Annotated in this window: 17 protein-coding genes; all 17 read right to left on the bottom strand. The window is 55.6% G+C overall.

All coding sequences use genetic code 11. The features are described 5' to 3' along the window. Positions 1–323: 323 nt before the first annotated feature. Complete coding sequence (locus QGT73_RS09025; RefSeq protein WP_123617701.1) at positions 324–497, bottom strand: DUF362 domain-containing protein; 174 nt, start codon at positions 495–497, stop codon at positions 324–326. A gap of 249 nt (positions 498–746) precedes the next feature. Then, positions 747–2246, bottom strand: coding sequence for an MFS transporter (locus QGT73_RS09020; RefSeq protein ID WP_280122252.1), 1500 nt, complete (start codon positions 2244–2246; stop codon positions 747–749). 3 nt (positions 2247–2249) lie between these two features. After that, complete coding sequence (gene uxaC, locus QGT73_RS09015) at positions 2250–3665, bottom strand: glucuronate isomerase (protein ID WP_280122251.1); 1416 nt, start codon at positions 3663–3665, stop codon at positions 2250–2252. Positions 3666–3731: 66 nt separating this feature from the next. Continuing rightward, complete coding sequence (locus tag QGT73_RS09010; protein WP_280122250.1) at positions 3732–5246, bottom strand: UxaA family hydrolase; 1515 nt, start codon at positions 5244–5246, stop codon at positions 3732–3734. Positions 5247–5402: 156 nt separating this feature from the next. Next, positions 5403–6884 (bottom strand): tagaturonate reductase, encoded by a 1482-nt coding sequence (locus tag QGT73_RS09005; protein ID WP_123617697.1) that lies wholly within the window; start codon positions 6882–6884, stop codon positions 5403–5405. A 42-nt stretch (positions 6885–6926) separates the two neighbouring features. Further along, positions 6927–7892 carry a pectinesterase family protein gene (locus QGT73_RS09000; RefSeq protein ID WP_280122249.1) on the bottom strand — a complete coding sequence of 322 codons (966 nt, stop codon included), beginning with the start codon at positions 7890–7892 and terminating at the stop codon, positions 6927–6929. A gap of 64 nt (positions 7893–7956) precedes the next feature. Next, positions 7957–9645, bottom strand: a complete 1689-nt coding sequence (locus tag QGT73_RS08995; protein ID WP_425278395.1) for a glycoside hydrolase family 43 protein — start codon at positions 9643–9645, stop codon at positions 7957–7959. Positions 9646–9919: 274 nt separating this feature from the next. After that, the gene (locus QGT73_RS08990; protein WP_280122247.1) at positions 9920–12445 is read right to left on the bottom strand and encodes a glycoside hydrolase family 88 protein; all 2526 of its coding nucleotides are present in this window, start codon (positions 12443–12445) and stop codon (positions 9920–9922) included. A gap of 285 nt (positions 12446–12730) precedes the next feature. Then, positions 12731–13942 carry a bifunctional 3,4-dihydroxy-2-butanone-4-phosphate synthase/GTP cyclohydrolase II gene (locus tag QGT73_RS08985; protein WP_123617692.1) on the bottom strand — a complete coding sequence of 404 codons (1212 nt, stop codon included), beginning with the start codon at positions 13940–13942 and terminating at the stop codon, positions 12731–12733. Next, positions 13923–15845: an LptF/LptG family permease gene (locus QGT73_RS08980; protein WP_280122246.1), complete on the bottom strand. Its 1923-nt coding sequence runs from the start codon at positions 15843–15845 to the stop codon at positions 13923–13925. Before QGT73_RS08980 ends, QGT73_RS08985 begins: the two co-directional genes overlap by 20 nt. A 239-nt stretch (positions 15846–16084) precedes the next feature. Further along, positions 16085–16579, bottom strand: coding sequence for an OmpH/Skp family outer membrane protein (locus tag QGT73_RS08975; protein WP_280122245.1), 495 nt, complete (start codon positions 16577–16579; stop codon positions 16085–16087). 58 nt (positions 16580–16637) lie between these two features. Further along, entirely contained in the window at positions 16638–17153 is a 516-nt protein-coding gene (locus QGT73_RS08970; protein ID WP_280122244.1) for an OmpH/Skp family outer membrane protein, read from the bottom strand. A gap of 150 nt (positions 17154–17303) precedes the next feature. Further along, positions 17304–19937 (bottom strand): BamA/OMP85 family outer membrane protein, encoded by a 2634-nt coding sequence (locus tag QGT73_RS08965; protein WP_280122243.1) that lies wholly within the window; start codon positions 19935–19937, stop codon positions 17304–17306. A gap of 15 nt (positions 19938–19952) precedes the next feature. Beyond that, positions 19953–20702: an isoprenyl transferase gene (locus tag QGT73_RS08960; RefSeq protein WP_280122242.1), complete on the bottom strand. Its 750-nt coding sequence runs from the start codon at positions 20700–20702 to the stop codon at positions 19953–19955. Between the two features lie 13 nt (positions 20703–20715). Next, entirely contained in the window at positions 20716–21420 is a 705-nt protein-coding gene (porG, locus tag QGT73_RS08955; protein WP_280122241.1) for a type IX secretion system protein PorG, read from the bottom strand. 10 nt (positions 21421–21430) lie between these two features. After that, the gene (gene bamI / locus QGT73_RS08950; RefSeq protein WP_280122240.1) at positions 21431–22969 is read right to left on the bottom strand and encodes a BamI family beta-barrel-assembly machinery protein; all 1539 of its coding nucleotides are present in this window, start codon (positions 22967–22969) and stop codon (positions 21431–21433) included. A gap of 151 nt (positions 22970–23120) precedes the next feature. After that, positions 23121–25817 (bottom strand): DUF1593 domain-containing protein, encoded by a 2697-nt coding sequence (locus QGT73_RS08945; RefSeq protein ID WP_280122239.1) that lies wholly within the window; start codon positions 25815–25817, stop codon positions 23121–23123. Between the last annotated feature and the right edge of the window lie 83 nt (positions 25818–25900).

Raw genomic sequence — 25900 nt, 5'->3', positions numbered from 1 at the left:
AAAAAAAAAACAAATATGCAAGTAAAATAATGTTTATTTTCTTGATATTCAATAGCTTTTATGAGCGTCAAATGCGAAGTGATAATTGAACGTTAAGCTGCTATTGTTTCGTCATAATATGAGTACGGCATACCTACCTGAGTAGTTACGATATAATACAAATTGTAGATTAATTATAATGCTATGTTAATATATATTAACATATTGTCTGAATGCTAAAAAAAGCATAAAAGAAACGAGACACATACCGCGTTGCCGCAGCGTGTGTCTCGTGTGTGGGGTTAGTCCTTTTGTCGCTCCCTTAGTGCGGGAGGAGTGGCGGATTATTCTCCGGGATGGATTGAGCCGGTGGGGCACTCAGCCTCGCAAGCACCGCAGTCGATGCAGGTGTCGGGGTTGATTTCGTAGTGCTCAGCACCTTCTGAGATAGACTCGGTGGGGCAAACAGCGGCGCAAGCTCCGCAGGAGATGCAGGTGTCTGTGATTACGTAAGCCATTGTTTAGTAGGATTAAGATGGATAAAAAACTTCGTTATTGTTGAATTGTCCGACAAAGGTAATGCTTTTCCCTCAATCGTCAAAATTTTTATGCGATACAAAAATACAAAAGTTTGAAAAATTAAGAGGGTGGAGCTATCGCCTGATGAGGTTAATAAAGCACGACAGGAGTACGGAAAGGATGAAATCTTACTCCTGTACTCCCGTCGTGATATTTAAGAGACTTTGTGGTGTCTTCTCAGAGGGTTATTAGGGGATTACCTGCTTGTAGCGGGGCACGAGCACCTTCATGATGAGCCATCCTACGAGATAGGCAACGCCGCAGATGCAGAATACGATGAAGTAGCCTGCGGGCTTGCCCTGGAAGCTCATGAATGACATGTTGCTCTGGGCTGCGTAGTCAAAGAGGATGCCTGAGCAGTAGTTGATGAGGAATGATCCGAGACCTCCGGCCATGCCGCCGATACCGATGATGGTGGCGATGGTCGACTTGGGGAACATGTCACCTACTACCGAGTAGATGTTGGCACTCCATGACTGGTGGGCGGCTCCGGCTATACCGATGATGATGATGGGGAGCCAGGGCGATACCGAGCTGAGGGGCTGGGCGAGGAGGGCCAGCAGGGGGAACACTGCAAAGATGAGCATGGCGCGCATGCGTGCTGCGTAGGGGTCGATGTTGAGGCCCTTGGCTGCCGCACGGTCGATGAAGATGGTCGGGAGCTTGCCGCCATAGATGGAGAGCATGGTGATGAGATAGAGCACGAAGATCATCAGCATGCCTTCGCCCGACGAGGTGGAGAGCTTGAACACGTCGGTGATGTAGGCGGGTGTCCAGAAGAGGAAGAACCACCACACACCGTCGGTGAGGAATTTGCCGAAGAATACGGCCCATGTCTGGGGATACTTGAAGCACTTGATGAAGGGGATTGTGGCGGTGTCGCTGTCCTCGGTCACGGCTTTCTCGCGGGCGGTCTCGTCGGCGTGGTTGTCCTGCTCGATATAGGCGAGCTCGGCTGCGTTGACGTGGCTGCTTTCAGCGGGTTTGGTGTAGAGGAAAATCCAGAATCCCATCCATACGAAGCCGAGGGCACCGATGATGATGAAGGCCATCTCCCATCCGTTGCCCCAACCGATGCTCTTGAAGAACATAGCGAGCGGGCCGATGGTGAAGGGTGCGATGAGCGCGCCCACGGCCGAGCCGGCGTTGAAGATTGAGGTTGCATAGGCGCGGTCGCGCTTGGGGAAGTATTCGGCTGTCACCTTGATTGCGGCGGGGAAGTTGCCGGCCTCGCCGAGAGCGAGGATGGTGCGGGCCGCAAGGAAGAAGTAGACCGATACGGTGGCGATGGTCATGGCCACGTCGCCTGTGGCTTTGACCAGACCGGTGGCGTCGTGGATGCCGAGGGTCCATTCGGTGGCTACGCCGCAGACTGCGTGGAGACACGCGCCGGCCGACCATACGCCGATGGCCCAGAGGTAGCCTTTCTTGGTGCCCATCCAGTCGATGAAGCGGCCTGCCAGAAGGTTGGCCACGGCATAGACGATGGAGAAGACGGCTGTGATCAGACCGTAGTTGGTGTCGGTCCAGTGAAATTCAGGAGCGATGAACTCTTTCCAGGTGAGCGAGAGCACCTGACGGTCCATGTAGTTGACGGTCGTGGCAAGGAAGAGCAGGGCACAGATGGTCCAACGGAAGTTGGTCATCTTCTGATTGGCCGCTGCGAGGGGTGAGGTTGCTGATGCCATATGTTAGAATTTGAAATAGTTTTTGGCATTGTTGTAGCAGATGTCTTCGATCATCTGGTTGACGCGCTGCTCTTCATAGCCGGTGTAGGGAATCTCTCCGTTCTCGATGTCGTTGCCTACGAGGTTGCAGAGTGTGCGGCGGAAGTATTCGTGACGCGGGTAGGAGAGGAATGAGCGCGAGTCGGTGAGCATGCCTACGAAGCGGCTGAGCAGACCCAGCAGCGACAGGGCGTTCATCTGTTTCTGCATGCCGTCCTTCTGGTCGAGGAACCACCATCCTGAGCCAAACTGTATCTTGCCGGCTACGCTGCCGTCCTGGAAGTTGCCGAGCATAGTGGCGATGACTTCGTTGGCACTGGGGTTGAGGTTGTAGAGGATGGTCTTGGTGAGCTTGCCGCGGGTGTTGAGCTTGTCGAGATACTTGGCGCAGGTCTTGGCTGTGGTAAATTCGCCGATGGAGTCGAAACCGGTGTCGGGGCCAAGGAGCTTGAACATCTTGGTGTTGTTGTTGCGGATGGCTCCGTAGTGGAACTGCTGTGTCCAGCCCGACTCGTAGTCCATCTCGCCGAAGATAATCATCATCGCGCTCTTGAACTTGTTGATTTCCTCGGCTGTGAGCTCTTTGCCTCCATACACTTTGTTAAAGATTTCCTCAATCTCTGCGTCGGTGTAGTCGGCGGCATAGAACTCTTCGATGCCGTGGTCGGAGAGGCGGCAGCCCATTTCCTCGAAGAAGTCGTGACGCTTCTGAAGGGCGTCGATCATGTCGCTGAACTTATTGATGGTCACACCCGACATTTCGGCGAGTTTCTCGACATAGGCGCGGAACTCGGCGGGCACCTCGACGGCCATGGCCTTGTCGGGACGCCAGGTGGGGAGCATCTTGATTTCAAAGCCGCTGTCGCGCACGGCCTTGTGATATTCGAGCGAGTCAACGGGGTCGTCGGTGGTGCAGACGGTCTCGACGTTGTAGCGGCGCATGAGGCCACGTGCGGTCATCGAGGGGTCGTTGAGCAGCTTGTCATTGCAGGCGTCAAAGATTTCGCGTGCGGTCTCGGGGTTGAGCAGCTTGTCGATGCCGAAGGCTGTCTTGAGCTCGAGGTGTGTCCAGTGGTAGAGGGGGTTGCGGAAGGTGTAGGGTACGGTCTCGGCCCACTTCTGGAATTTTTCCCAGTCGGTGGTGTCAGTGCCTGTGCAGAAACGCTCCTCCACACCGTTGGAGCGCATGGCGCGCCACTTGTAGTGGTCTCCGCCAAGCCATATCTCGGTGATTGACTTGAAGCGGTGGTCGTCGGCTACCATCTTGGGGATGAGGTGGCAGTGATAGTCGATGATGGGCATCTTGGCCGCATGCTCGTGATATAGTTTCTGTGCAGTCTCGGTCTGCAGCAGGAAGTTTTCGTCCATGAATGGTTTCATAATAATTGTGGAATTATGAAAAATTAGTAATTCGGTTTCGTTTTTTTATTTTTTAGGAGGGGAGAATCAGAGTGTCACGCCGTTTTTGAAGATGGCGATCTCGTGTATGCCGGCTTTCTCCGAGTTGACCTGCTCGCCGTTGGCTACGCTGAGCACATAGTCGATAAACTCGCTTACGACCTGCTCCATTGACTGGTCTTCGACAAGGCGTCCGGCGTTGAAGTCAATCCAAGTGGGTTTGCGCTGTGCGAGGCCCGAGTTGGTGGATATTTTCATCGTGGGGACAAAAGTGCCGAAGGGAGTGCCGCGTCCGGTGGTGAAAAGCACCATCTGACAGCCGGCGGCAGCCAGTGCTGTCGAGGCCACGAGGTCGTTGCCGGGGGCCGAGAGCAGGTTGAGGCCGTGCTCGCTGATGCGCTCGCCATATTCCATGACGCCGAATACGGGGCTCTTGCCCGACTTCTGGGTGCAGCCGAGGGCTTTCTCCTCGAGTGTGGAGATGCCGCCGGCCTTGTTGCCGGGCGAGGGATTCTCGCCTACGGGCTCGCCGTGGCTAAGGAAGTATTGCTTGAAGTTGTTGATGAGCGATACGGTCTGGCCGAGCAGGGCGTCAGAGGCGCAACGCTTCATGAGGATGGTCTCCGCGCCAAACATTTCGGGCACTTCGGTGAGTACGGTGGTGCCGCCTTCGACGTCGCAGAGCCAGTCGGAAAACTCGCCCAGCAGCGGGTTGGCAGTGATGCCCGAGAAGCCGTCGGAGCCGCCACACTTGAGGCCGATGCGCAGCTTGGAGGCGGGCACTTCGGTGCGCTCGCATTTGCGGGCCTGCTCGTAGAGGGCGGTGAGCATTTTCACGCCGGTCTCCACTTCATCGCCTTCGACTTCCTGACACACCATGAATTTCACGCGGTCGCGGTCATAGTCGCCGCAAAATTCCTCGAAGACCTTGGGCTGGTTGTTCTCACATCCGAGGCCCACCACGAGTATGCCGCCCGCATTGGGGTGGAGCACCATGTCGCGGAGTATCTTCTTGGTGTTTTCGTGGTCGTCGCCGAGCTGCGAGCAGCCATAGTTGTGGGGAAATCCGAAGATGCCGTCGACACCCTCGGCTCCGGTCTCGGCGTTGACGCGGTCCACTATCTGCTTGACGATGCCGTTGACGCATCCCACTGTGGGGATGACCCAGAGCTCGTTGCGGATGCCTACCTGCCCGTCGGGACGCACATAGCCGCGAAATGTCGCTTCCTTGCCTTTGAGAGCCGAGCCGGGGGCGGGGCAGTCGTGGCTGTTGATGGCTATGTCGGAGTAGTCGAGCTGACCCTCGAGGTTGGTCTTGATGTCGTTGTGGTCGAGGAAGTGACCCTTGGCTACGGCGTGGCGCGCGTGACCGATGGGAAATCCGTATTTGATGACGTTTTCGCCCTCGGCGATGTCGCGCAGGGCAAATTTATGACCCGCGGGAATGTCGCTTACGAGCGTGATGTCGCCTGCGCCTTCGACGCTGACCACAGTGCCCTCGGCCAGAGGGTTGATGGCTACGGCCACATTGTCGGCGGGATTGATTTTGAGAAAATCCTTCATGAGTTTTAAGCTGGGCTTAAAAAGATTATAAAGTTATGAGGTTATAAGGTCAGGGATAGCAGAGGTGGGGGAAAATCGGATGTCACAGACTGACACTTCCTAACCTTATAACCCCATAACCTTATAACCTTTTGTCTTCGCTTGCGAAAACAAAATTTAGATGATTTCCTTGACGGTCTCGAGCATGCCCTTGGCCTGGATCTTGTCGAGATACTCGACAACGAGGTCGGTGAGGCCGGGGATGGTGTTGAGGTCGCCGTGCTCGCCCCAGATGAGGTCTTTGGCGGCGAGAACGCCTTCGGCTACCTTGCGGGTGTCGCCTGTGGCCCAGAGCTCAGTGAGGAGATCCATGATCTTCTGGTCGTCCTGGGGCTTGATTTCGGTGCCGTCCTCACGCTTGCCGCCCTTGTAGTAGGTGATGAGGGCTGCGAGGCCGAGCACGAGGCCCTTGGGGAGCTCGCCCTTGCGCTCGAGATATACCTTGAGGCCGGGCAGGTCGCGGGTCTGGTATTTGGGGAAGGAGTTGAGCATGATCGAGGTCACCTGGTGGTCGACGTAGGGGTTGTTGAAACGCTCGAGCACGTCGGCACCAAACTTCTGAAGCTCTTCCATGGGGAGGTTGAGGGTCTGCATGAGCTCGTCAAACTGCACCTTGTGGATATACTTGCCGAGCACGGGGTGGTTGCATGCGTCGCGCACGATGTTGACGCCGCTGAGGAATGCTACGGGCGAGAGCACTGTGTGCGGGCCGTTGAGCAGAGTCACCTTACGTTCGTGGTAGGGAGCCTCGGAGTCGGTGATGAGCACCTGGAGGCCGGCCTTCTCGGCGGGGAACTCGGCGCGGAGCTGCTCGAGAGTCATGTTGGACGCACGCTCGATAACCCAGAGGTGGAAGGCTTCGCCCTGCACTACGATGTTGTCCTTGTAGCCGAGTTTTTCCTGGATTTCGGCAATCTCCTTGCGGGGGAATCCGGGCACGATGCGGTCAACGAGGGTGGCGCATACGTAGCAGTAGGTATTGAACCATGTCTTGAAGCCCTCATAGTCGGCTGCGAGGTCCTCTTTCCAGAGCTCGATGTACTTGTTGATGATTTCCTTGAGGTGGTGTCCGTTCTCAAAGATGAGCTCGCAGGGCATGATGATGAAGCCCTTGTCGGGTGCGCCGTTGAATGTCTTGTAGCGGCGGTAGAGGAGCTGGGTGAGCTTGCCGGGATATGAAGCGGCGGGACGGTCGGAGAGCTTGCAGGTGTCGTCATAGGCGATACCTGCCTCGGTGGTGTTGGAGATTACGAAGCGCATCTCGGGCTGGTCGGCCAGTGCGAAGAAGGCGTCGGTCTGGGTGAAGGGGCTGAGGCCGCGGCTGATGACGTCAACACGGGTGAAAGAATTGACAACCTCGCCGTCGAGACGGCCCTGGAGGTTTACGTGGTAGAGACAGTCCTGACCCTGGAGAAGCTGCATCACGAAGGCATCGGGTGTGCCCTGCACTACGACTACCGAAGAGTTGAAGTCGGTCTTGTCGTTCATGTTTTTGATAATCCAGTCGACAAAGGCGCGAAGGAAGTTGCCTTCACCAAACTGAATGATTCTCTCGGGTGCGACTGCCTTGGGGGCTGTCAATTTGTTTAACGCTTTCATAGTTATAGGTATAGATTGTTTATTATTGTTGTCTTAATGTTGTTAGTTGGCTGGGGTCCACGATGATGAGTGGCTGAATACTTTGCCGAGGTCGAGGAGCTCGGCCACTTCGGCTGCCGAGGGGGTTTTGGTCCAGCCTACGCGTGAGGCCTGCTTCGCACCGGGGCCTGTAGAGCCATATTCGCCATAGCGAGCCGTGGCCTCGTTGGCGGGGTCTTTCCAGTTGTGCCATCCGGCGGGGACTATGTGGCTGCCCATCTCACAGTTGATGAACACTGTGTGGGCATACGGACGCCAGGGACGGCCGAGATAGACCTTGGTGGCTTCGGGGGCGGCGGTGAGTGTGCATCGGTCGAACACGTAGCCCACCTTTACGTCCTCGGGTGTGGATGCGGCCGTGATGTAGCTGTTGCTCTTGGCGTGGATGGTGCACTCTCTGAAGTAGGCTGTCGCAGGGCCGAAGATGAAGTCGGTGGTGCCTTCGATGTAGCATCCGTCAAAGAGCAGGCGGGTGTTCTTGCCGCCGGTGAAGAGGGTGTCCTGATTGCCGAGCAGACGGCAGTTGATGAAGTGCAGACGGTCACCTTCGGTGTGCAGGGCCACTGCCTGTCCCAGCTTGGGGGCGTTGTTTTCGATGGTGAGGTTGCGGAATGTCACGTCGGAGGCGTCGACCCTGACCGTGTAGGTGCGGAAAGTGCCCATCTTGTCGATGTTGGCATGGTGGTCAAAGGTGATGACTGTGCCTTCGGTGCTCTGTCCTTCAAAGACGACATTTTTGAGCCACGAGGGTATCACTACTTTCTCCTTGTACACACCGTCGGCAATATGCACTGTGACCACATATTCCATATAGGCGCGTATCCCTTCGAGGGCTTCTGTTATGGTCTTGTAGTCGCCCGAGCCGTCCTGGGCTACGTAGATGTCGCGTTTCCAGTTGTTGTCGGCCGCGCTCATGCCGAGGCCGCTGAGCAGCATGACGGCTATAAGGGCTGTGAGTTTCAGCTTCATAGTCAGTAAAGGTTACCTTTCTTATGATGGAAAAAGGGGAGGGGTGAGGAGAGATGATTGATGATTATTTCTTTGTCACGCGGAACCAGTCGATGTCAAGCCATCCGCTGTCGTTGCTCTGCCAGTCGCGCGAGCAGAAGAGGCCGAATTTCGCACCGATCCAGTGGCCTACGTCCACCTTGACGGGGCGGCCTACCTTGGTAAACTTCTTGCCGTCGAGGCTGTAGTAGAATGTTGCCTCGGCCTTGTAGTCGGGCTTCTGGGTGGGTTTCTTGGTGCCGGTGTAGTCGAGACGCATACGCAGATACATCTCCTTGTCGCCGTCGGCGAGCTTGATGGCTTCGACCTCAGTCTCCTTGCCGCCCTTGTTGGCCTTGTAGCAGTCGGTCTGCACGAGATAGATGCCGTCCTCGCGGCTCTCGAGGGCGAGGGCTCCGAAGTTGTAGCCCATGGCTACGATGCCTGCACGCTCGCCGGCCATGATTTTGCCGTCTTTCTTGCGGGGGAAGAACTGCACTTTGGCTGTGGCTGTGAAGTCGCGGGCGGGATATTTCTGAAGCAGGAGGTTGGGGAGGTCATAGAGAGTGGTGCCTTCGGGCTGGAGGTTGGAGAAGAGGCGGAGCTTGGAGGCACGGGCGTCGCAGTGATACCAGAGTGCCGAGGGATTGTCCTTCCACTGCCACTGTTTGCCCAGCTCGATGGAGTCAAATTCGTCGCTCTCCTGAGGTGTCTGCTTGGGATAGGTCTTGCCTACGTTGGGTTTCTTGTAGGTGCGTACAGGCACGCCGCGCTCGTCGCCGTCGGGGTCGACGCCGATTACGGGCCAGCCGTTTTCAAGCCATGTCATGGGTTCGAGGTTGACTACGCGTCCGTACGGGCCTTTGTCCTGGAAGTGTATGAACCAGTGTTCTTTACCGTCGGGGGTGTCGATCCATGCGCCCTGGTGGGGGCCGTTCATGTCGGTGTCGCCCTGCTCCATGACGTTGCGCACTTCATAGGGGCCCCAGGGATTTTTGGAGCGGAGCACTTCCTGCCAGCCGGTGGGCACGCCTCCGGCGGGTGAGAAGATGTAATACCAGTCGCCGCGCTTGTACATCTTCGCGCCTTCGATGGTCTCGTTCTCGAGGTGTCCGTCATATATCATGCGGTCTTGTCCGATGGTCGACTTGCCGTCGGGTGTCATTTCGATCATGCCGATGATGCTCTTGACACCTGCGCGGCTGCCTGCATATCCGTGGGCCAGATAGGCCTTGCCGTCCTCGTCCCAGAAGGGGCAGGGGTCGATGACGCCTTTGGCGGGATAGACGAGCACGAGGGGTTCCCACGGACCGGCGGGATTTTTGGTCTTGGTCATGAAGATGCCAAGGTCGGGGTCGCCGTAGTAGATGTAAAACTCTCCGTTGTGATAGCGTATGGCCGGGGCCCAGACGGCGTTGCCGTGGTTGGGAGTGGCAAATTTGGCATAATCGGGCATCACTTCGATGGCGTGGCCGATTATGGTCCAGTTTACGAGGTCTTTGGAGTGGAGCACGGGGAGTCCGGGGATGTCGGAGAAGCTTGATGCTGTCATGTAATAATCATCGCCTACGCGCACTACGTCGGGGTCGGAATAGTCGGCGTCAATGATGGGGTTCATGTATTTGCCGTTGCCCAGGTCGGGGCACCATACTTCCGAAACGTATTCGGCTGCCGATGAGCTCGTGAAAGCTGCCATCGCGAGGCTGAGGAGCGCGAGACGGTAATTTTTTTTCATCATATGTAGTTTTTAAGGTATTGTTGAGTGTGTGTCGGGATGATGCTGCATCCCCGTGTGTGTAAAATTCGTCCCAAATTTACGAAAAAACTAAGACTTTCCGCCCAATTCGACACTTTTTTAACTCAAAATTAAGATTTTTCGTTAATGTGGCTCTTGTCGTTTCGGATAGATAAAGAGTTGAGATAACTCTACAGGCGGCTTTTATCTCGTATGACCGGATAAAACACCTGTAGTGTTATCTCAACTCTTTTTATTCTTCAGACTGTAAGAATCAGCGACGTTCCATTTCGAGGCACGCGTTGATGTAGGGGCCTACGCCTTTGGCGTCGTTGTCGCGGATGGGCTCGGAGATGTAGTATTCAAACGAGCCGTCGCGATATCTGCCCGAACCGCCGAGGCCTGCTACGGCACAGCAGTTGGTCAGTGAGATGGTGCCGTCCTTGTCCTTGCGGATGAGGTGCTTGTTCATGCCGTTCCAGCCGGTGAGGGCTGCGTTGAGATAGCTGTCGTCAAGGATGCCCATTCTCACGCCGCGCAGCAGCGAGTAGACATACATGGCTGTGGCTGTGCCTTCGAGATAGTTGCCCTCGCGGCCGGGCTCGTCGAGCACCTGATACCATATGCCGGTCTTGGTGTCCTGGGCCTTGATGATGCCGTCGGCAAACGAGCGGAATATCTTCACCAGTTCGGGACGCTTGGGGTGGTCCTGAGGCATTTCTTCGAGCACGTCGAGAAGGGCCATGAATGTCCAGCCCATGGCGCGTGCCCATGCGTGGGGTGCCTGGCCGGTCTGCTTGTCGGCCCAACGCTGCTCCTTGCTCTCGTCCCATGCGTGACGGTAGAGACCGGTGGCGGGGTCATAGGTGTGCTTGGCCACGACGATAAACTGGTCGGCTATATGATTCCAGGCGTCCTCTTTTTCCTTGCCGGTGAGGAAGCGGTTGGCATACTTGGCACTGAAGGGCTCGGCCATGAAGAGGCCGTCGAGCCACATCTGATGGGGGTAGATCTGCTTGTGCCAGTATCCGCCGTCGGCTGTGCGGGGCTGGCTCTTGAGCTGGTTCCAGAGGGTGTGGGCAGCCTTGAGATAACGCTCTTCGCCTGTGCGGTCATAGGCCTGGAGGAGAAGGGTGCCGTTTTTCACCTGGTCGAGATTGTAGTGCTCGGTCTTGTAGCCGGTGATGGAGCCGTCCTGGTTGACGAGGGTGTCGACATAGCTTATCACATAGGCTGCGATTTTGTCGTCGCCATAGCGGTCGGCCACGTTGAGCATTGCGTCGAGCTCGGTACCTACCGAGTAAGTCCATTTGGCACGCTTGGAGAAGTCGAGCTGCCAGCTCTCGGGGTTGCGCTTCATCTCCGAGAGGGTCATTACCTGTGAGAGAGGAGCGTTCTGGTCAACGAGTTTGCCGTTGATATATGTGTTGGCCACGCGCACGTCGCGTGTCAGACCGCTGATGGAGTTGCCGCCGTTTTTCACGCCGTCCCATTTGCAGTTCTTGACCTCGATGTTGCGTATGTTGCAGAGGTCTTCATAGCCTTCGATCATGATGCCCCACTTGCTCTCTTTGCAGGTGATATTCTCGAGATATACGTCCTGCACCACGGGGGGATAGCTGTGGTCGCAAGCCTCTTTGCGCTCGTAGAGGAGATTGATTTTGAGCACGGCCTCGTTGCACTGTCCTACCTCGATGTTGCGGCAGAAGATGTTTTCGATCACACCGCTGCGGCATGAGTTGGTCTTGATGCGCACCACGCGGTCGAGGTCGGGCGAGTCCATGACGCAGTTTTCGGCGAAGAGGTTGTTGAAACCGCCCGAAATCTCGCTGCCCACCACGATGCCTCCGTGACCGTTCTTCATGCGGCAGTTGCGCACGATTACGTTCTCGGTGGGACGGGCGGCCACGATGCCGTCGCGGTTACGTCCGCTCTTGATGGCGATACAGTCGTCGCCGGTGTCGAAGAAGCAGTCCTCGATGAGTACGTTCTTGCAGCTCTCGGGGTCGCAGCCGTCACCGTTGGGGCCTTCGTTCTGGATGTGCACGCCGCGCACGGTGAGGTTCTCGCACATGAAGGGGTGGATTACCCAGAACGGCGAGCGCAGGAGGGTCACATCCTCGATGAGCACGTTTTTACACTCCACGAAGTTGACCAACTGGGGACGCATGCCGTAGCCGGGGCCCATCTGACGCTTCTCGACAGGCACGCCGTTTTCGTTCCATTCCTGGAGCAGAGGACGTCCTATCTTCTGGGTGGCGATGGTGCCGGGGCCGGTGTAGTCATGTCCGCGTTTCGCGCTCATGCCCCACCATGTCGAGTTGTCGGCACCGCCGTCGACAGTGCCTTTGCCGGTGAGGGCGATGTTTTTGGCCCCGATAGCATAGACCATGGGCTGATAGTTATAGCAGTCCATGCCTTCCCAGCGGGTGCGCACTACGGGATATTGTGTGGTGTCGGGGGTGAAGAGCAGTGTGGCACCTTCCTCGAGATGAAGGTTCACATTGTCTTTGATGGTGATGGGGCCTGTGAGCCATGTGCCTTTGGGCACGATTACGCGGCCGCCGCCTTCGCGCGAGCACACGTCGATGACCTTGTTGATAAGCTCGGTATAGAGAAATCCTTTGGTCTTGGATTTTTTGCCATAGTCAAAGAGCTTGTAGTCCTTTGCACGGAATGTGGGCTGCTCTATCGACTTTTCAATCTGCGGGTACAGTTCGTTCCACGCCTTGTCGGGGGTGATTGCCGCCGCGCTTCCTGCGAGAAGAAGCCCTACGGCCATCATCAGCAATTTTTTCATGGATTGGTATTTTGTATTACGGTTAAAATTCCAGTTTGGAGTGTGTTTTTTCAATATCTTGACAAAATTACTCAACCATCGGATATAAAAGTAGATACAAATAGTTATTTTATGTTAATTCATCGAAAAGCGCGGCTTTTAGCTGTGATAAAGTTTAAGGAGCTTAGTTAGTGTAAAAGTTAAGACAGGAGTAGGGGGAGTCGATTGTGAAATCATTGACTCCCCCTACTCCTATCTTAAATGATTAAGAAAACTTTTGTCTTTTTTGTATCTCTCGGGCGGGGATTATGAGAGGTGCAGCCAGTGGCCCATGCGTTCCTGCTTGGTGAGCATGTAGCGGCGGTTGTATTGGTTGGCGGGTATCTCCATGGGCACGTTCTCCACCACTTCGAGGCCGAAGCCTTCGAGCCCTTTGCGCTTTACGGGATTGTTGGTTATGAGGCGCATCTTCTGGATGTTGAGCAGACGGAGTATCTGAGCCCCCACGCCATAGTCGCGTTCGTCGGCTTTGTGTCCGAGGTGGAGATTGGCGTCGACAGTGTCGAGCCCCTCTTCCTGGAGCTTGTAGGCTTTGATTTTCTCCATGAGTCCGATGCCGCGTCCTTCCTGGTTGAGATAGAGGATGCATCCGCGTCCTTCTTTCTCGATCATCTCCATGGCTTTGTGGAGCTGCTCGCCGCAGTCGCAGCGCATGGAGCCGAATATGTCGCCGGTGGCGCATGACGAGTGTACGCGCACGAGGGCCGGCTCGTCGGTCGAGAGGTCGCCTTTGATGAGGGCTATGTGCTCGAGTCCGTTGCTTTTCTGACGGAAGGGTATGAGGCGGAAGTGGCCGAAGGCTGTGGGCATGTCGACCTCGACGCCCTGCTCGACGAGCGACTCGGTGCGCAGGCGATAGGCTATGAGGTCGCGTATCGACACGAGTTTGAGTCCCCACTCGTCGGCCTTGACACGGAGCTGGGGCAGACGGGCCATTGTGCCGTCGGGGTTGAGTATCTCGATGAGCGAGGCCGCGGGACGCAGACCGGCCAGACGTGCCAGGTCGATTGAGGCCTCGGTGTGGCCGGGGCGGCGCAGCACTCCGGCGTCCTGGGCATAGAGAGGATGCACGTGGCCGGGGCGTCCGAAGTCGGAGGGCTTGACCGTCGGGTCGGCAAGGGCGCGGATGGTGGCGGCACGGTCGTGGGCCGAGACGCCGGTGGTGCATCCGGGCAGCAGGTCGACTGTGACGGTGAAGGGGGTGCCGAGCATCGAGGTGTTGTCCTCCACCTGATGGCCGAGGCCGAGCTCGGCGCAGCGCGAGAGGGTGAGCGGGGCACACAACTCGCCGCGTGCGTTGGTTATCATGAAGTTGACATGCTCGGGGGTCACCTTTTCGGCGGCGATTATGAGGTCGCCTTCGTTTTCGCGGTCCTCGTCGTCGACTACGATTACAAAACGGCCTTCGCGGAAGTCGGCGATGGCTTCTTCGATTGTGTCAAGCTTTATCTTTTCCATTTTCAATGAGAGTTATGAGCTGAGCCGCGACTGAGGCTGTGGTCTCCAGTTCGTGGCGCAGACGTTTCTGAGTGTAGCGGCCATAGAGCCATATGGGTATTCCCAGCGGGAAGAGTGCTATCATGAGATTGCTGAGCCAGGGAGTGGCCGAGGGCTCGATGAACCATAGCGAGCGCAGGATGGGTAGGTCCATGAGTTTGATGATTACCATCTTGTCGCGCGAGTTGGCCAGACGGTCCACGAGGTTTTCCTCATAGTCGCGCAGGGCGTGGAGTCCGTGCCGGTCATAGCCTTTGCGCCAGTAGGCTACGTAGGACTGCCGGGCGGGATTGTTTTCGAGATAGGCTGTCACCATGGAGCGTAGCTCGCCGAGTCGCTCTATGGCCAGAGCGGGACGCACCTCCTCCATGACTATCTCTTTCATTTCGACCGAGCGCACTTCGCTCACGCCGAAGAAGCGACGGAAGAAGTTGAGATAGGCGTCCTTGTTGAAGACGGCCGAGTCGTTGACGGCCTTGTAGGTGAAGAATATGCCCAGAGGCAGCAGCACGGCCGCGCTGAGCCACATGCCCTCCCATACGGGCCATTTGCCGTCGCGGGCCAGCTTGTAGCCCATGTTGTCGATGATGTAATAGAAGATGAAGAGAAACACAGAGATGACCAGCGGTGTGCCGAGGCCGCCTTTGCGTATGATGGCACCTAACGGCGCGCCGATGAAGAAGAAGATGATACATGCAAAGGAGAGGGTGAATTTCTTCATCAGCTCGATGGAGTGGCGTCGGATGCTTCTCTGGTCGTCGGCCATGGTGAGACTGCGGTATTCATACTCCTGCTTGGCCCGCTGTGCTTTGGAGAGGGCCGACTGGAGATAGTTGAGGGCTACGCCCGAGGAGGAGCCGCGGAAGAGTGAGTCGACGTCGATGGGGCGGTCCATCATCACCTCGGGGGCCGGCTCTTTGCGCAGAGTGCCTGCGGTGTCGGGGACGGTGATGTAGGGCATGACGTTCATGTGGGGTGTCTCGCGCAGCTCTCGGGTGTATTCGCGGCCGAGCGAGTCGACACGCAGTTGCACAGAGTCGATGGTGGCCTGCAGTTCGGCCATGTTTTTGCCGATATACTGTGAGCGCATGCCCTGCTCGTCCATGCGGTTGAAGTTGGCGTCAAACGGCACCATTATTTCCTTGGTGGTGAATGTCTCGCGTCGGTAGGGGACGTTTTTCATGCCGGTGGCCGCGTCCTTGAGGTTTTCAAACGACTCGCCGCTCCATAGCTCGAGAAAGAGGTGGGTCTTGTCGGCGGTGATGCTCATCTTGCCCGAGTCGGCCAGGATGATTGATGAGTTTTCAAATCCGCGCGAGACGTCATATATCATCATGTCGTAGAGCACGCCCGTGTCACGGTTCTTGCTTTCGACAAAGAGGTTGTAGCCGGGTATCTGGTCGTAAAACACACCCTCGGGTATCTCAAGCTCGGGCGATTTCTGCCTTACGGAGTAGAGGAGTGTATACATCTTGGTCTGCGCTATGGGCAGGGCGTTGTTCTGAAAGAAAAACGCGCCCGTGGCTATCATGACCATAAGCACTATGAGCGGGGCCATCGTGCGCAGGAGCGAAATGCCCGAGGCTTTCATGGCCGTGAGCTCGAAGTTTTCGCCGAGATTGCCGAATATCATGAGCGAGGCCAGGAGTATGGCCAGCGGCAGAGCCATGGGCACCATGGTGAGGGCGGCGTAGAAGAAGAGCTCGGAAATGACGTCGACCCCAAGGCCTTTGCCTACGAGGTCGTCGATATAACGCCACAAAAACTGCATGAGTACTATGAAAAGGCATATGCAGAAAGTCATAACAAACAGAGGCAGGAAGCTCTGAAGGATGAACAGGTCCATGCGCTTGATACGTAGCACTGCTTAGATGGGGTTTTGCGGGGTTGGTAAAAAAGATGAGTGTCGTTGCCCGTGAGGGTGGATACAAAAGGACAAAAGTTTCAAAAGCGGCAGAAGTTGCGGATTAATTTCCGGATGTTGGAGGCTGAATCGGTGTAATTCAAGGTCTCAACGAAATAAATCTGCGGCTTGTGTTTCGTTTTGAAACTTTTGTCCTTTTTGTATCTATGCTTCAAGACACATAGTGTGGGATGTCAAAATTATTTGATGCCGAGACGGCCCTTTACGGTGTCGGTGATGTCGGTCACGTCAGTGCCGGTGTAGAGGGGCATCATGTTTTCAAACACGAATGTGTAGTTGCCCTCGGCACCTACGGCCTGGATGGCTTTGATGACCTTTTCCTGAATGGGGGCCATGAGCTGCTGCTGCTGACGCTGGATGTCCTGAGCGGCCATTTCGCGGAACTGCTGTATCTTGTTTTCGAGCTCCTGCATCTCCTGCATGCGGCGGTCCTTGATGGTCTGGGGAGTGCTGGCTTCGAGGCCCTGGAACTCCTCAAATTTCTTCTGGAACTCTTCCTGGAGCTTGGTAAACTCGTCCTGATATTTCTTGTTGGCAGCCTCGAGCTGTTCGTTTACAGTCTTGATTTCGGGCATTGACTCCATGAGCTGCTGGGTGTTGATGACAGCAAATTTCTGAGCGAACACGCTCATGGGAAGCGCAATCATGATTGCGAGCAAGAGTTTCTTGATCATTGTCGTATAAAATGGTGTTATGATTATAATTTCATTAAGACGTGCAAAGATAGGTATTTTATTTTGAATAACCTAACTTTTCGAGTACCTCGTTGGATACGTCGATACGGGGCGAGGCAAAGATGATGTCGGCCGAGGATGCGCGGTCAAATATGCACTGATAGCCTCGTTCCTCCGATACTTTTTTGATGGCGTTGTATACGTCCTCCTGTATGGGGCGCATGAGTGTCTGACGTTTTTTGTAGAGCTCGCCTTCGGGGCCGAAGTATTTCTGACGCAGCTCGGCCGCGCTTTTTTCCTTGGCCACGATGTCGGCCTCGCGCTTCTTTTTCTGGTCGTCGGTCAGAAACACCATTTCGTTCTGATAGTTTTTATACATGGTCTCGGCCTCTTTGGCCACGGCTTCGACCTCTTTCTGCCAGCGTTGCGACAACTGATTGAGCTGCTCGTTGGCCATCTCATAGTTGGGGATGCTCGAGAGGATGTAGTCCATGTCGACCAGCGCGAACTTTTGCGCGCTCGCTCCAAGCACCGAGCCCAGGGCTATGATAAGAGTGAATAGAAGTTTTTTCATAAAGAGGAGTTTTTTATTGTTTGCGGGTTATACTTATTTATATAGATATAGACGCGTAAGAGTGAGGAAAGTTTAAAGCTCTGAAACTTAAAATGGAAAATCGGGCTTTGGGAGGCTCGTTTTCCATTTCAAGTTTTTTTAATATGTCGATTAGAATTCCTGACCGAGTATGAAGTGGAAGTGCGAGCCGCCCTTCTCTCCATATACTTTGTCGAAGCCATAGGCCCAGTCGATACCCATCATACCTACCATCGGGAGGAAGATGCGCACACCCACGCCTGCCGAACGCTTGATGTCGAATGGCTGGAATTTCTTGACATCCGACCATGCGTTACCGCCTTCGAGGAAGGTCAGACCATAGATGGTGGTTGTAGGCTGGAGCAGGAAGGGGAAGTGGAGCTCGACGCCAAAGCGGGTGTAGGCGCGGCCGCCGCCCTCGTAGTAGGGGGTGAGCTGTCCGTTGTCATATCCGCGCAGGGCAATGGTCTCCTGGGCATAGGTGTAGGAGCCCGACATGCCGTCGCCACCGACATAGAATGTCTCGAAGGGCGACTTGAGATAGCGGTTGTAGCTGCCGAGCAGACCGATGTCGGCGCGGGTCATGAGCACGAGTGTGTATTTGCCGTCGGGATTGGTGAGCGGAGTGTAGGTGCGCGAGGTGAAGCGCAGTTTCCAGTATTCGATCCAGCGGTAGAGCTCGCGGTGGGCTTCGTCGGTGTTTTGCTCCGAGAGTTTCTTCCAGTCCTTTTTGCCGAAGAGTGATGCTGGCGGGGTGAGCTGGAGGTTGAGCGAGAAGATGGAGCCTGTACGGGTGTACTGCGGGTTGTCGATTGAGTTGCGGCTGAGGGTGAGTCCGAGCACGAGCGAGTTGGACGTTCCGTTCTGCATGTTGAGCAGGTAGGCCCAGTTCTTTACATGATACCAGTTGTAGCCAAGCTCGGCCTGGAATGTGAACCAGTTGTCGGGCCAGTCGAGACGCTTGCCGAAGCCGATGTTGACACCGAGCATCTGGAGATACTTGTTGGGGTCGTAGGCATCCTCGATGGCGTTGTTGTAATAGTCGTTGTAGCCATATCCGTAGCCGTTATACAGTCCCGAGTAATATGAATTGTAATAATTCATGTAGCGGTTGCTGTAATATGACGAGTTGACACCGGTCTGACGGCTGTAGTAGGCCGAGACGGAGAGCGAGTTGGGTCGCTTGCCGCCAAACCACGGGTCGAGAAACGAGATGGAGTAGGCCTGATAGTAGCGGGCGTTGGTCTGGGCCGAGATGGTGAACTGCTGGCCCTCGCCCTGCGGGATGATACCGCGGTAGGAGTTGGGATAGAAAAGGTTTTTGATGGAGAAGTTGGTAAACTTGATGGCTACCTTGCCGATGATACCTGTCTGGCCCCAGCCCATCGAGAACTCAAACTGGTCGTTTGACTTGGACTGGAGGTTGAAGAGGATGTCGACGGTGCCGTTCTCGTCGTTGGGTTCGGGACGTATGTCCATGTTTTCGGGGTCGAAGTGGCCTGTCTGGGCTATCTCGCGGGCCGAGCGCATGAGGTCGGTCTTGGAGAAGAGCTCGCCGGGCTTGACGTGAAGCTCGCGGCGTATTACCTTTTCATACAGGCGGTCGTTGCCGTTGATCACCACGTTGTTGATACGGGCCTGGGGGCCTTCGGTGATGCGCATCTCAAGGTCGATGGAGTCGCCGTGCACGTTTTTCTCGATGGGCACGAGGTTAAAGAAGAGATAACCGTTGTCCATGTAGTAGTTGGCGATGGCGTCATCGTCATCGTTGGTGCGCTTGTTGAGGAGCTTCTGGTTGTATACGTCACCTTTCTGGATGCCGAGCACATTGTCGAGCACGGCTGTGGGATAGACGGTGTTGCCCACCCAGCTCACGTCGTTGATGTAGTATTTCTTACCCTCGTCAAGCGAGATGTATACGTCGACGCTCTTGTCATCATAGGGCACTACCGAGTCGCTGAGTATCGTGGCGTCGCGATAGCCTTTTTCGTTATATTTGGCTATGATGCGCTCGAGGTCGTCCTCATAGTCGCTCTCGACAAACTTTTTCTGACGGAAGAGGTTGAGGAGCTTGCCTTTCTCGTTGGTCTTCTTCATGGCGCGCTGCACCTGATTGTCGGAGAGCACCTCGTTGCCGTCGATGTATATCTTGTGGACTTTGAGCTTGTCGTTCTTGTTGACGTTGATGTTGACGATGACCTCGTTGGGGGCCGAAAGGTCTTCGGCGAGGTTGATTTTCACCTGAGCGTTGCCAAAGCCCTTGTTGGCGTAGTATTTCTTGATTATCTGCTCGGCGCGGTTGACGATGTTTTGTGTTATCTGGTTGCCGCGGTGGAGCTGGAGGGCGTCGTCGAGGTCTTTCTGCTCGCCTTTCTTCACACCTATATAATTGATTGAGGCGATGCGTGGCTGCTGGCGCAGGTTGAAGCAGAGCCAGGCCTTGTTGCCTGCCACCTTGTCGACGGTGATTTTGACGTTTGAGAAGAGGCCCTGTTTCCAGAGTCGCTTGGCGGCGTCGTTGATGTCGCTTCCGGGTATGGGTATGCGGTCGCCCACCTTGAGGCCGGAGTATCCTATGATGTTTTTCTCCTCATAGTTGTCGGCTCCGACTATGCGGATGCCTGCGATTTCGTAGGTCTTGGGCATGCCGCTGAATATCATCGTCGGATTGATGATAGTGTCGGTGGAGAGCTGGGCTCTGATGGGGAGCGCACTGAAGAGCAGTGCTACAAGCAGCGTGATGATATGTGACGGATTGGTACGCATTGTCAGTGTGTTTCGCTATTGCTGTTTTATTTGTGCTGACGTGAGGCCGTATCGACGCTCGCGTGTCTGGAAGTTGGCTATTGCATTGATGAAGTCCTCGCGCGAGAAGTCGGGCCAGAACGTGTCGGTGACATATATCTCGGAGTAGGCTATCTGCCACAGGAGATAGTTGCTCACGCGGTGGTCGCCGCCAGTGCGTATGAGCAGGTCGGGGTCGGGGATTCCGGCCGTGGTGAGATAATGCTCGAAGTCGGCGTCGGAGGCCATGTCGGCCGGGGTCTTCGCGCCCGAGGCGACGTCGGCGGCAAACCGGCGGCATGCCTCGAGTATCTCCCAGCGCGATGAGTAGCTGAGGGCGAGCGTGAGGGTGAGCCCTGTGCCGGCGGCGGTGTCGGCTATGCATCGGTTGAGCCGCTCGAAGGCTTCGGCGGGCAGACGCGAGGTGTCGCCTATCATGTTGAGGCGCACTCCGTTCTTGATAAGGTCGGGGGTCTCGCGCTCTATGGCCGTGACTATGAGGTGCATCAGGGCATCGACCTCGGCGCGTGGACGGTTCCAGTTCTCGGTCGAGAAGGTGTAGAGCGTGAGGTATTCGATGCCTAATTCTGACGCTGCTTCGGTGATGCGTCTCACAGTGTTGACGCCCTCCACGTGGCCGCAACTGCGGTCGAGTCCGCGCGACGTGGCCCAGCGGCCGTTGCCGTCCATGATGACAGCGACGTGACGCGGGATGCGGGTAATATCTATTTCGGCTTTATTGGACATCGTGTATGTTTGGTCAGTCTAACCTGTGGCACTCCACACACCGCTCGCCAAACTCGTAGGTGAGCGAAAGCCGGAGGGTCGAGTACCAGTCGGTATTCTTTATGAATGAACTCTTTATGAGGTAGAGGTCGGAGAGGTCGGGGCCGTCGGCATGGTCGCCGAGCACTTTGGTCATTGACCATTCGAGCGCGAGGTTGAGTCGCGGTTTTATCTTGTATTTCACGCCAAGAGCCATCGGGACGGTCATGGCGACGAAGTTTTTGCCCTCGCACGAGGCCATCGACACTCCGAGACCGAGGGCGAGATAAGGGCTGATGCGGCTGAGCTTTTTGTAGCTTTCGCCTATGCCGTAGGAGAAGAAGTTAAATTCGCCTCTGACCTGAAGGTCGTAGAGCGAGGAGCGGAAGTCGTAGACCGCACCGTCGGGCAGCACATTGTCCATGTCGGCGGTGGAGCCGCTGAGCGAGGCCAGGCCCGCGATGGCGCGCAGGGCGAAGCGTGTGTTGAGCAGATAGCGCATCGAGATGTCGGCCGCCAGCCCCGGATGGGAGAAGAGGCTGCTCTCGTTGGCGTCGCCCAGATAGCCCGACATGCCGATGCCCGCTCCAAGGTCAAACTTGTAGGTCTCGGGCTGTGCGGTGGCCTGTGCGGCTCCGCGGAGCGTGCCGGCCAGCATGCACAGGCTCAGTGTCAGGGATGTCAGGACTCTGCGCAACACTATGTATCAATCAATAGAGTGGCTGGAATGTGAAGCGGTTGATGACGCCGCGGGTGACGTGGGGCTGCAGAGTCCCGTCGGCTTTCTTGCCTCCGAAGAGGAAGATGTAAGGACATTCCCATGAGGTGACGGGCTTGCTCACGCGCGAGCGGATGTCGTCGACGTTGGCTGCGGGGGTGGCCCAGCAGGGGATGGTGCGCGGGGTGAGGTCGCGCCATGCACCGTTGCCGAAGGTGGAGCGGGCGTGGAGCGTATAGTCTATAACATAGGCCTGGGCCGCGCTGAAGTCGGGGTAGTCTTTGGGAAACTGGAGGTAGCTGTCGGCCTCTTTCCATGTGATGCCGAAGTCATAGGATATGTAGACGGTGTTGGAGGCCTCGATGCCTTTGTCGGTCTCGTATTGTCCGCCCATCGCCAGGAGTGCCGACTGCTCGGTGACTTTCCAGGAGTCGGAGCTGAGGCGCGGGGTGGAGTAGGGGAAGAGGGCCACACCTTCGCGCTCGTCGATGCCGGTGGAGCTGATGCGGTCCCAGCGAGAGCCGTCATAGGCCCAGGTCTCGCCCGAGTAGCGACCCGAGCTGTCCTTGCCGCCTACCATGATGGCCAGGTCGGAGGTGCTCCACTTGGTCTGGTAGATGATGAGCTGGCTTGTGCCGCTGACCGGACAGTCGGCGGGGACTGCTCGCTCGGTGGTGGCGGGCCAGGTGACGTGTTTCCAGCCGTCGCTGTCACGACGCGCGCCCAGCAGTGTGGAGCCGTAACCGCCGTAGAGACAGTGCATGCGGGCTCCGGTCGGGGTCCATGTCAGTCCGTCGGCCGAGCTGTAGAGCGCGCCGTCGGCGGTGGCTATGTAGAGGGCGTTGTCGGTGGCTGAGAATGTGGAGATGTCGGCTCCTGAGGGGAGTGACGACACGGCTGTGTGCCATGCGTCATAGGCCTCGGGGCTGTCGGTGGTGCAGAGATAATGCTTTCCGTCGGTGCCGGCAAGCAGGGTGTGGGGTCTTGAGCCATACATGACTGTCTTCTGAGCGGAGGCTGCCTTGGGGAAGGATACCTGCTGGAGACGGTCCCAGTAGAGGGTGTCGGCGTCCATGGTGTGGACGAGCACGCTGATGTCATAATCGCGCTTGGCCTGTCCGTTGTAGGAGGTGACTGTCATCTTGACAGGGCCGGCGGCGAAGTTGATGCTGTCGCCGGGGTTTTCGGTGATGTTGACAGTGGTGTCGTTGCCTGTGAAGCGCGACTTGAACGAGAGCTCTATGGCACTTGCGGCAGGGGCTGTGACATTGACTATAAACTTGGATATGTCGGTGCCTTTGGGCAGCGAGTCGGCGTTGTATATCTTGGCATCGATTAGGTCGATGGAGAAGTAGACCGAGTCGAGAGCACGGAGTATGCTGTCGTCCTTGGCCAGAGAGAAGGTCGAGATGGCGCAGTTGTTAGAGTCGTCTTCGAGAATAGTGGTCTCCGATGGGTCGTCATTGCAAGCTGCTGTAAGGCAGAGTGCAAGAATGCCGGCGATAAGGTATAACGGAAATCTTTTTGTCATAATGCTGATGGCTTGGAAGCCTTGAGGCTTCGGCAGTTGTTTTCAAGTTGCAAAGTTAACAACATTTTCGTTAACTGAGCCACGTCAAAAGCAAAAAAACAATAAAGATTCTTAGAGTTTAGAGAGTTTAAAGACTTAATTCTTTAAACTTTCAAATAATAGTGACTATGGCCCGTCGGTAGGAGGTGAGAGCCGGTGAGCCGGAATCGGTGACCTGAAGTATTATGTGTATGGTGGAGCCTTTGACAGCATGAGGTATCGTGAGACTGCACCGCTGAGTCTGAGCATCGGTTATCGACACGTGTGCAGAGCAGGTGGATGGCCGGTCGTATATGTGCCAGTCATATGAGAGTGTGTCGCCGTCGGGGTCGCTGCTCCCTGATGCATCGAGGCGTATTGTCTGTCCGGGTCGAGCCTTTATGTGGAGCGTCGCGTCGCCTCGGCTGCCGTTGATGACGGTTTCGGGGTGATGGTTGGCATTGCCGAAGTCGGGTGTCACGGACCATTGCATCCTTGCTGCGAAGTCGTTGGCGATATGCTCTTTCCACCGTGAGATGGCTTCGTTGCCTTCGGATGTGGAGCATGTCATATAATAATCGTCATATACGGCTTCGGATTTGCCGCTCTTTTCGATAAAGTCCATGCCACGCGGATTGAGTGACTTGTCGTGAGAGAATCGTCCGCCCCAGCCTCCATAGTCGGGGTGTTCGGGACTGTTGAGACCGTTGGGGTAGAGATAGAGAAATGCCGGTGAATCGCCTTCGGTGGCCCATATCCGGTCAGGATATGCTGCTCCGAGCGGTCCCTGCGACTGTATGTTGAGACGTGTCCAGGCGTCATCGGGTGCCCAGCCGTAGACTTGGCTGTTGCGTATATAGAGTATGTCGGGAAAGTTTCGGGCTATCCAAGCTCCGGCGTCATCCTGTCCTAATATGTCGTATATGCGTATCTTGGATATGAACTTTCTGAACTTGTCACTGCTGCGGGTGGTGTGGACTTTCCATATGGCCTGTGCGATGGTGTTCATTCCGCCCCAGGCCGTAAGCCATACGGGGCGGTTGTCATCGGGGTTGTCGACGGCATGTATGATGAGCTCGGACCCCGGAGAATCCTTCCCTTCTCCGACCCCGGACATATGGGGCATTGCCTGACCTCGGGCTACGATATTGTGCAGATGTGAGGTTTCAGGATATCCGATGGAGTGAATGGCAAGATTGGGCCGGATTTTATCATAGATGTCTATTAACTGATGTATCTTGCCGGTGTTGTCGGGATGTTTCACCCATGCGGGCGCGCTGATGATGCCCTCGATGTCAAAGCGGTCGGAACACACGAGCAGATGTATGAGCGACTGGGTATCGTCGGGATCACTGCCGCCTATATCGGTGGTGACTATGAGTCGGTGTTTGCTGCAGTCGGCGGCATGAGTTGATGACAATATAAATAATGTCATCAATACAGATAAGATGGTTCTTAACATGATCAGCACTTTAGGATTATTCTGCGGTAGCTTTTGAGTCTGAATGGTCCGTTGTCGGTTACTTCGCATATTATATGGTAAGTTTTTCCTTTCGCTCCGTCGGTCAGTATGACTTGTCATCGGGCCGTCACTTTCGGATATGATTATACCGTCGGGGCCGTTGCCGGCTTCAGGTATAAGCCACCATTTTATATCGATGGTGTCGTTGTCGGGGTCATATGAGCCTTTGGAGTCAAGTGTGACCGATTTTTTGCCTTTGGCATTTATTACTATGGGACTGAGACCGCCGCGGCCGTTGATGACTGTCATAGGGTTGCGGTTGCCGGAGCCGGTGGCGGCCCACTCCATGCGTGCGGCAAAATTATCGAATATTGCCGGATAGAAACGTTTTCCGTAGGTCTCGGATATGTCATGGATGTCGGCCGGGGTGTTGGTGTGACATGTGGTCAGGCTGTCGGCTGAGAGAGCTTTACGGAAAAATCCGCCCCAACTGCCTTGTGATGGATTGTCGGGATCGTTGAGGCCGTTGGGCATGAGGTAGAAAAATGATGGAGAGTCACCCTCCACTCCCCATTTGTAGCGGGGATATATTTTGCCGAGATAACCATGGCCCTGGATTTTGTCCTGATATTCATCCCAGTTGGCTGAGCCGGTGTAGTTTTGCACCAGCCATGCGTTTTCGTCCCAGATAAAGAAGAGACGGTCGCCAAACGTGGAACGCATCCATTTATGCGAACTTAGATCGAAATTGTCTCGTTGATGCCAGTTCATGTCCTGGTCAGTGATGGTGTAGACTCTGATTTTATCGAGGACAGAGTTGAGTCGTCGTGAGTCGCCCGAGTCGTTGAGTTGCCATAGAGATTGGGCAACGGTGTTGGCTCCGCCCCATGCGAGTATCCACAATGGGCGCGGGTCTTTTTCAAGTGCGAGCTGAATGATGAAGTCGCTGCCTTGCGAACGGTTGTTTTCTCCGAGGCTTGCCACGCCGAGATTGCGGCTGCCGGGCATAGTGCGTCCTCGCAGGTAGTCGGGTGATGGCCAGTAGCCGATGCGTTGTGATTTGTTTTCTTTATCAGCCGGCATGAATGATGTCTGTCCCGAGCGTTTCATCAGATTTGTGACGTCCTTGGCATACGCTTCGATTACGTCCTTGGCATATTTGCCCCAGGCATCCGGATATTCACGTCCGCTGCTGTTCCAGCCCGAGCCGGTGATTATGGCTTCGATTTCGTAAAGGTCGGCATGGGCCAGAAGCCTGATGAGCGATTCCATGTCGTCAGGTTCGATGTCGGCCGGTGCTATGTCGGTCAGTATGACAATGCGTGGTTTGAGCTCGCGGTCAACGGCACATACTTGTGTCGCTGACATGATTGCAAGGACAACTGTAAGGAGGTAAGGCAGGAAATGTTTCATAAATAGTTGAAAAGATTGGTACAACGTTTCTTCATGTC

Origin of the sequence: Duncaniella muricolitica (assembly GCF_910574735.1) — a bacterium.
Classification (GTDB): Bacteria; Bacteroidota; Bacteroidia; order Bacteroidales; family Muribaculaceae; genus Duncaniella; species Duncaniella muricolitica.
Note: the sequence above shows the minus strand (reverse complement) of the source record. Positions and strands in the feature narration are given on the sequence as shown.

What these genes read in the sequence shown, in the direction of transcription:
- QGT73_RS09025 (WP_123617701.1), bottom strand. Translation starts at nt 497, where the DNA reads ATGGCTTACGTAATCACAGACACCTGCATCTCCTGCGGAGCTTGCGCC.
- QGT73_RS08975 (WP_280122245.1), bottom strand. Translation starts at nt 16,579, where the DNA reads ATGATCAAGAAACTCTTGCTCGCAATCATGATTGCGCTTCCCATGAGC.
- QGT73_RS09010 (WP_280122250.1), bottom strand. Translation starts at nt 5,246, where the DNA reads ATGAAGGATTTTCTCAAAATCAATCCCGCCGACAATGTGGCCGTAGCC.
- QGT73_RS08970 (WP_280122244.1), bottom strand. Translation starts at nt 17,153, where the DNA reads ATGAAAAAACTTCTATTCACTCTTATCATAGCCCTGGGCTCGGTGCTT.
- bamI (WP_280122240.1), bottom strand. Translation starts at nt 22,969, where the DNA reads ATGACAAAAAGATTTCCGTTATACCTTATCGCCGGCATTCTTGCACTC.
- QGT73_RS08965 (WP_280122243.1), bottom strand. Translation starts at nt 19,937, where the DNA reads ATGCGTACCAATCCGTCACATATCATCACGCTGCTTGTAGCACTGCTC.
- QGT73_RS09020 (WP_280122252.1), bottom strand. Translation starts at nt 2,246, where the DNA reads ATGGCATCAGCAACCTCACCCCTCGCAGCGGCCAATCAGAAGATGACC.
- QGT73_RS09005 (WP_123617697.1), bottom strand. Translation starts at nt 6,884, where the DNA reads ATGAAAGCGTTAAACAAATTGACAGCCCCCAAGGCAGTCGCACCCGAG.
- QGT73_RS08985 (WP_123617692.1), bottom strand. Translation starts at nt 13,942, where the DNA reads ATGGAAAAGATAAAGCTTGACACAATCGAAGAAGCCATCGCCGACTTC.
- QGT73_RS08945 (WP_280122239.1), bottom strand. Translation starts at nt 25,817, where the DNA reads ATGTCAGCGACACAAGTATGTGCCGTTGACCGCGAGCTCAAACCACGC.
- QGT73_RS09000 (WP_280122249.1), bottom strand. Translation starts at nt 7,892, where the DNA reads ATGAAGCTGAAACTCACAGCCCTTATAGCCGTCATGCTGCTCAGCGGC.
- QGT73_RS08960 (WP_280122242.1), bottom strand. Translation starts at nt 20,702, where the DNA reads ATGTCCAATAAAGCCGAAATAGATATTACCCGCATCCCGCGTCACGTC.
- uxaC (WP_280122251.1), bottom strand. Translation starts at nt 3,665, where the DNA reads ATGAAACCATTCATGGACGAAAACTTCCTGCTGCAGACCGAGACTGCA.
- QGT73_RS08995 (WP_425278395.1), bottom strand. Translation starts at nt 9,645, where the DNA reads ATGAAAAAAAATTACCGTCTCGCGCTCCTCAGCCTCGCGATGGCAGCT.
- QGT73_RS08990 (WP_280122247.1), bottom strand. Translation starts at nt 12,445, where the DNA reads ATGAAAAAATTGCTGATGATGGCCGTAGGGCTTCTTCTCGCAGGAAGC.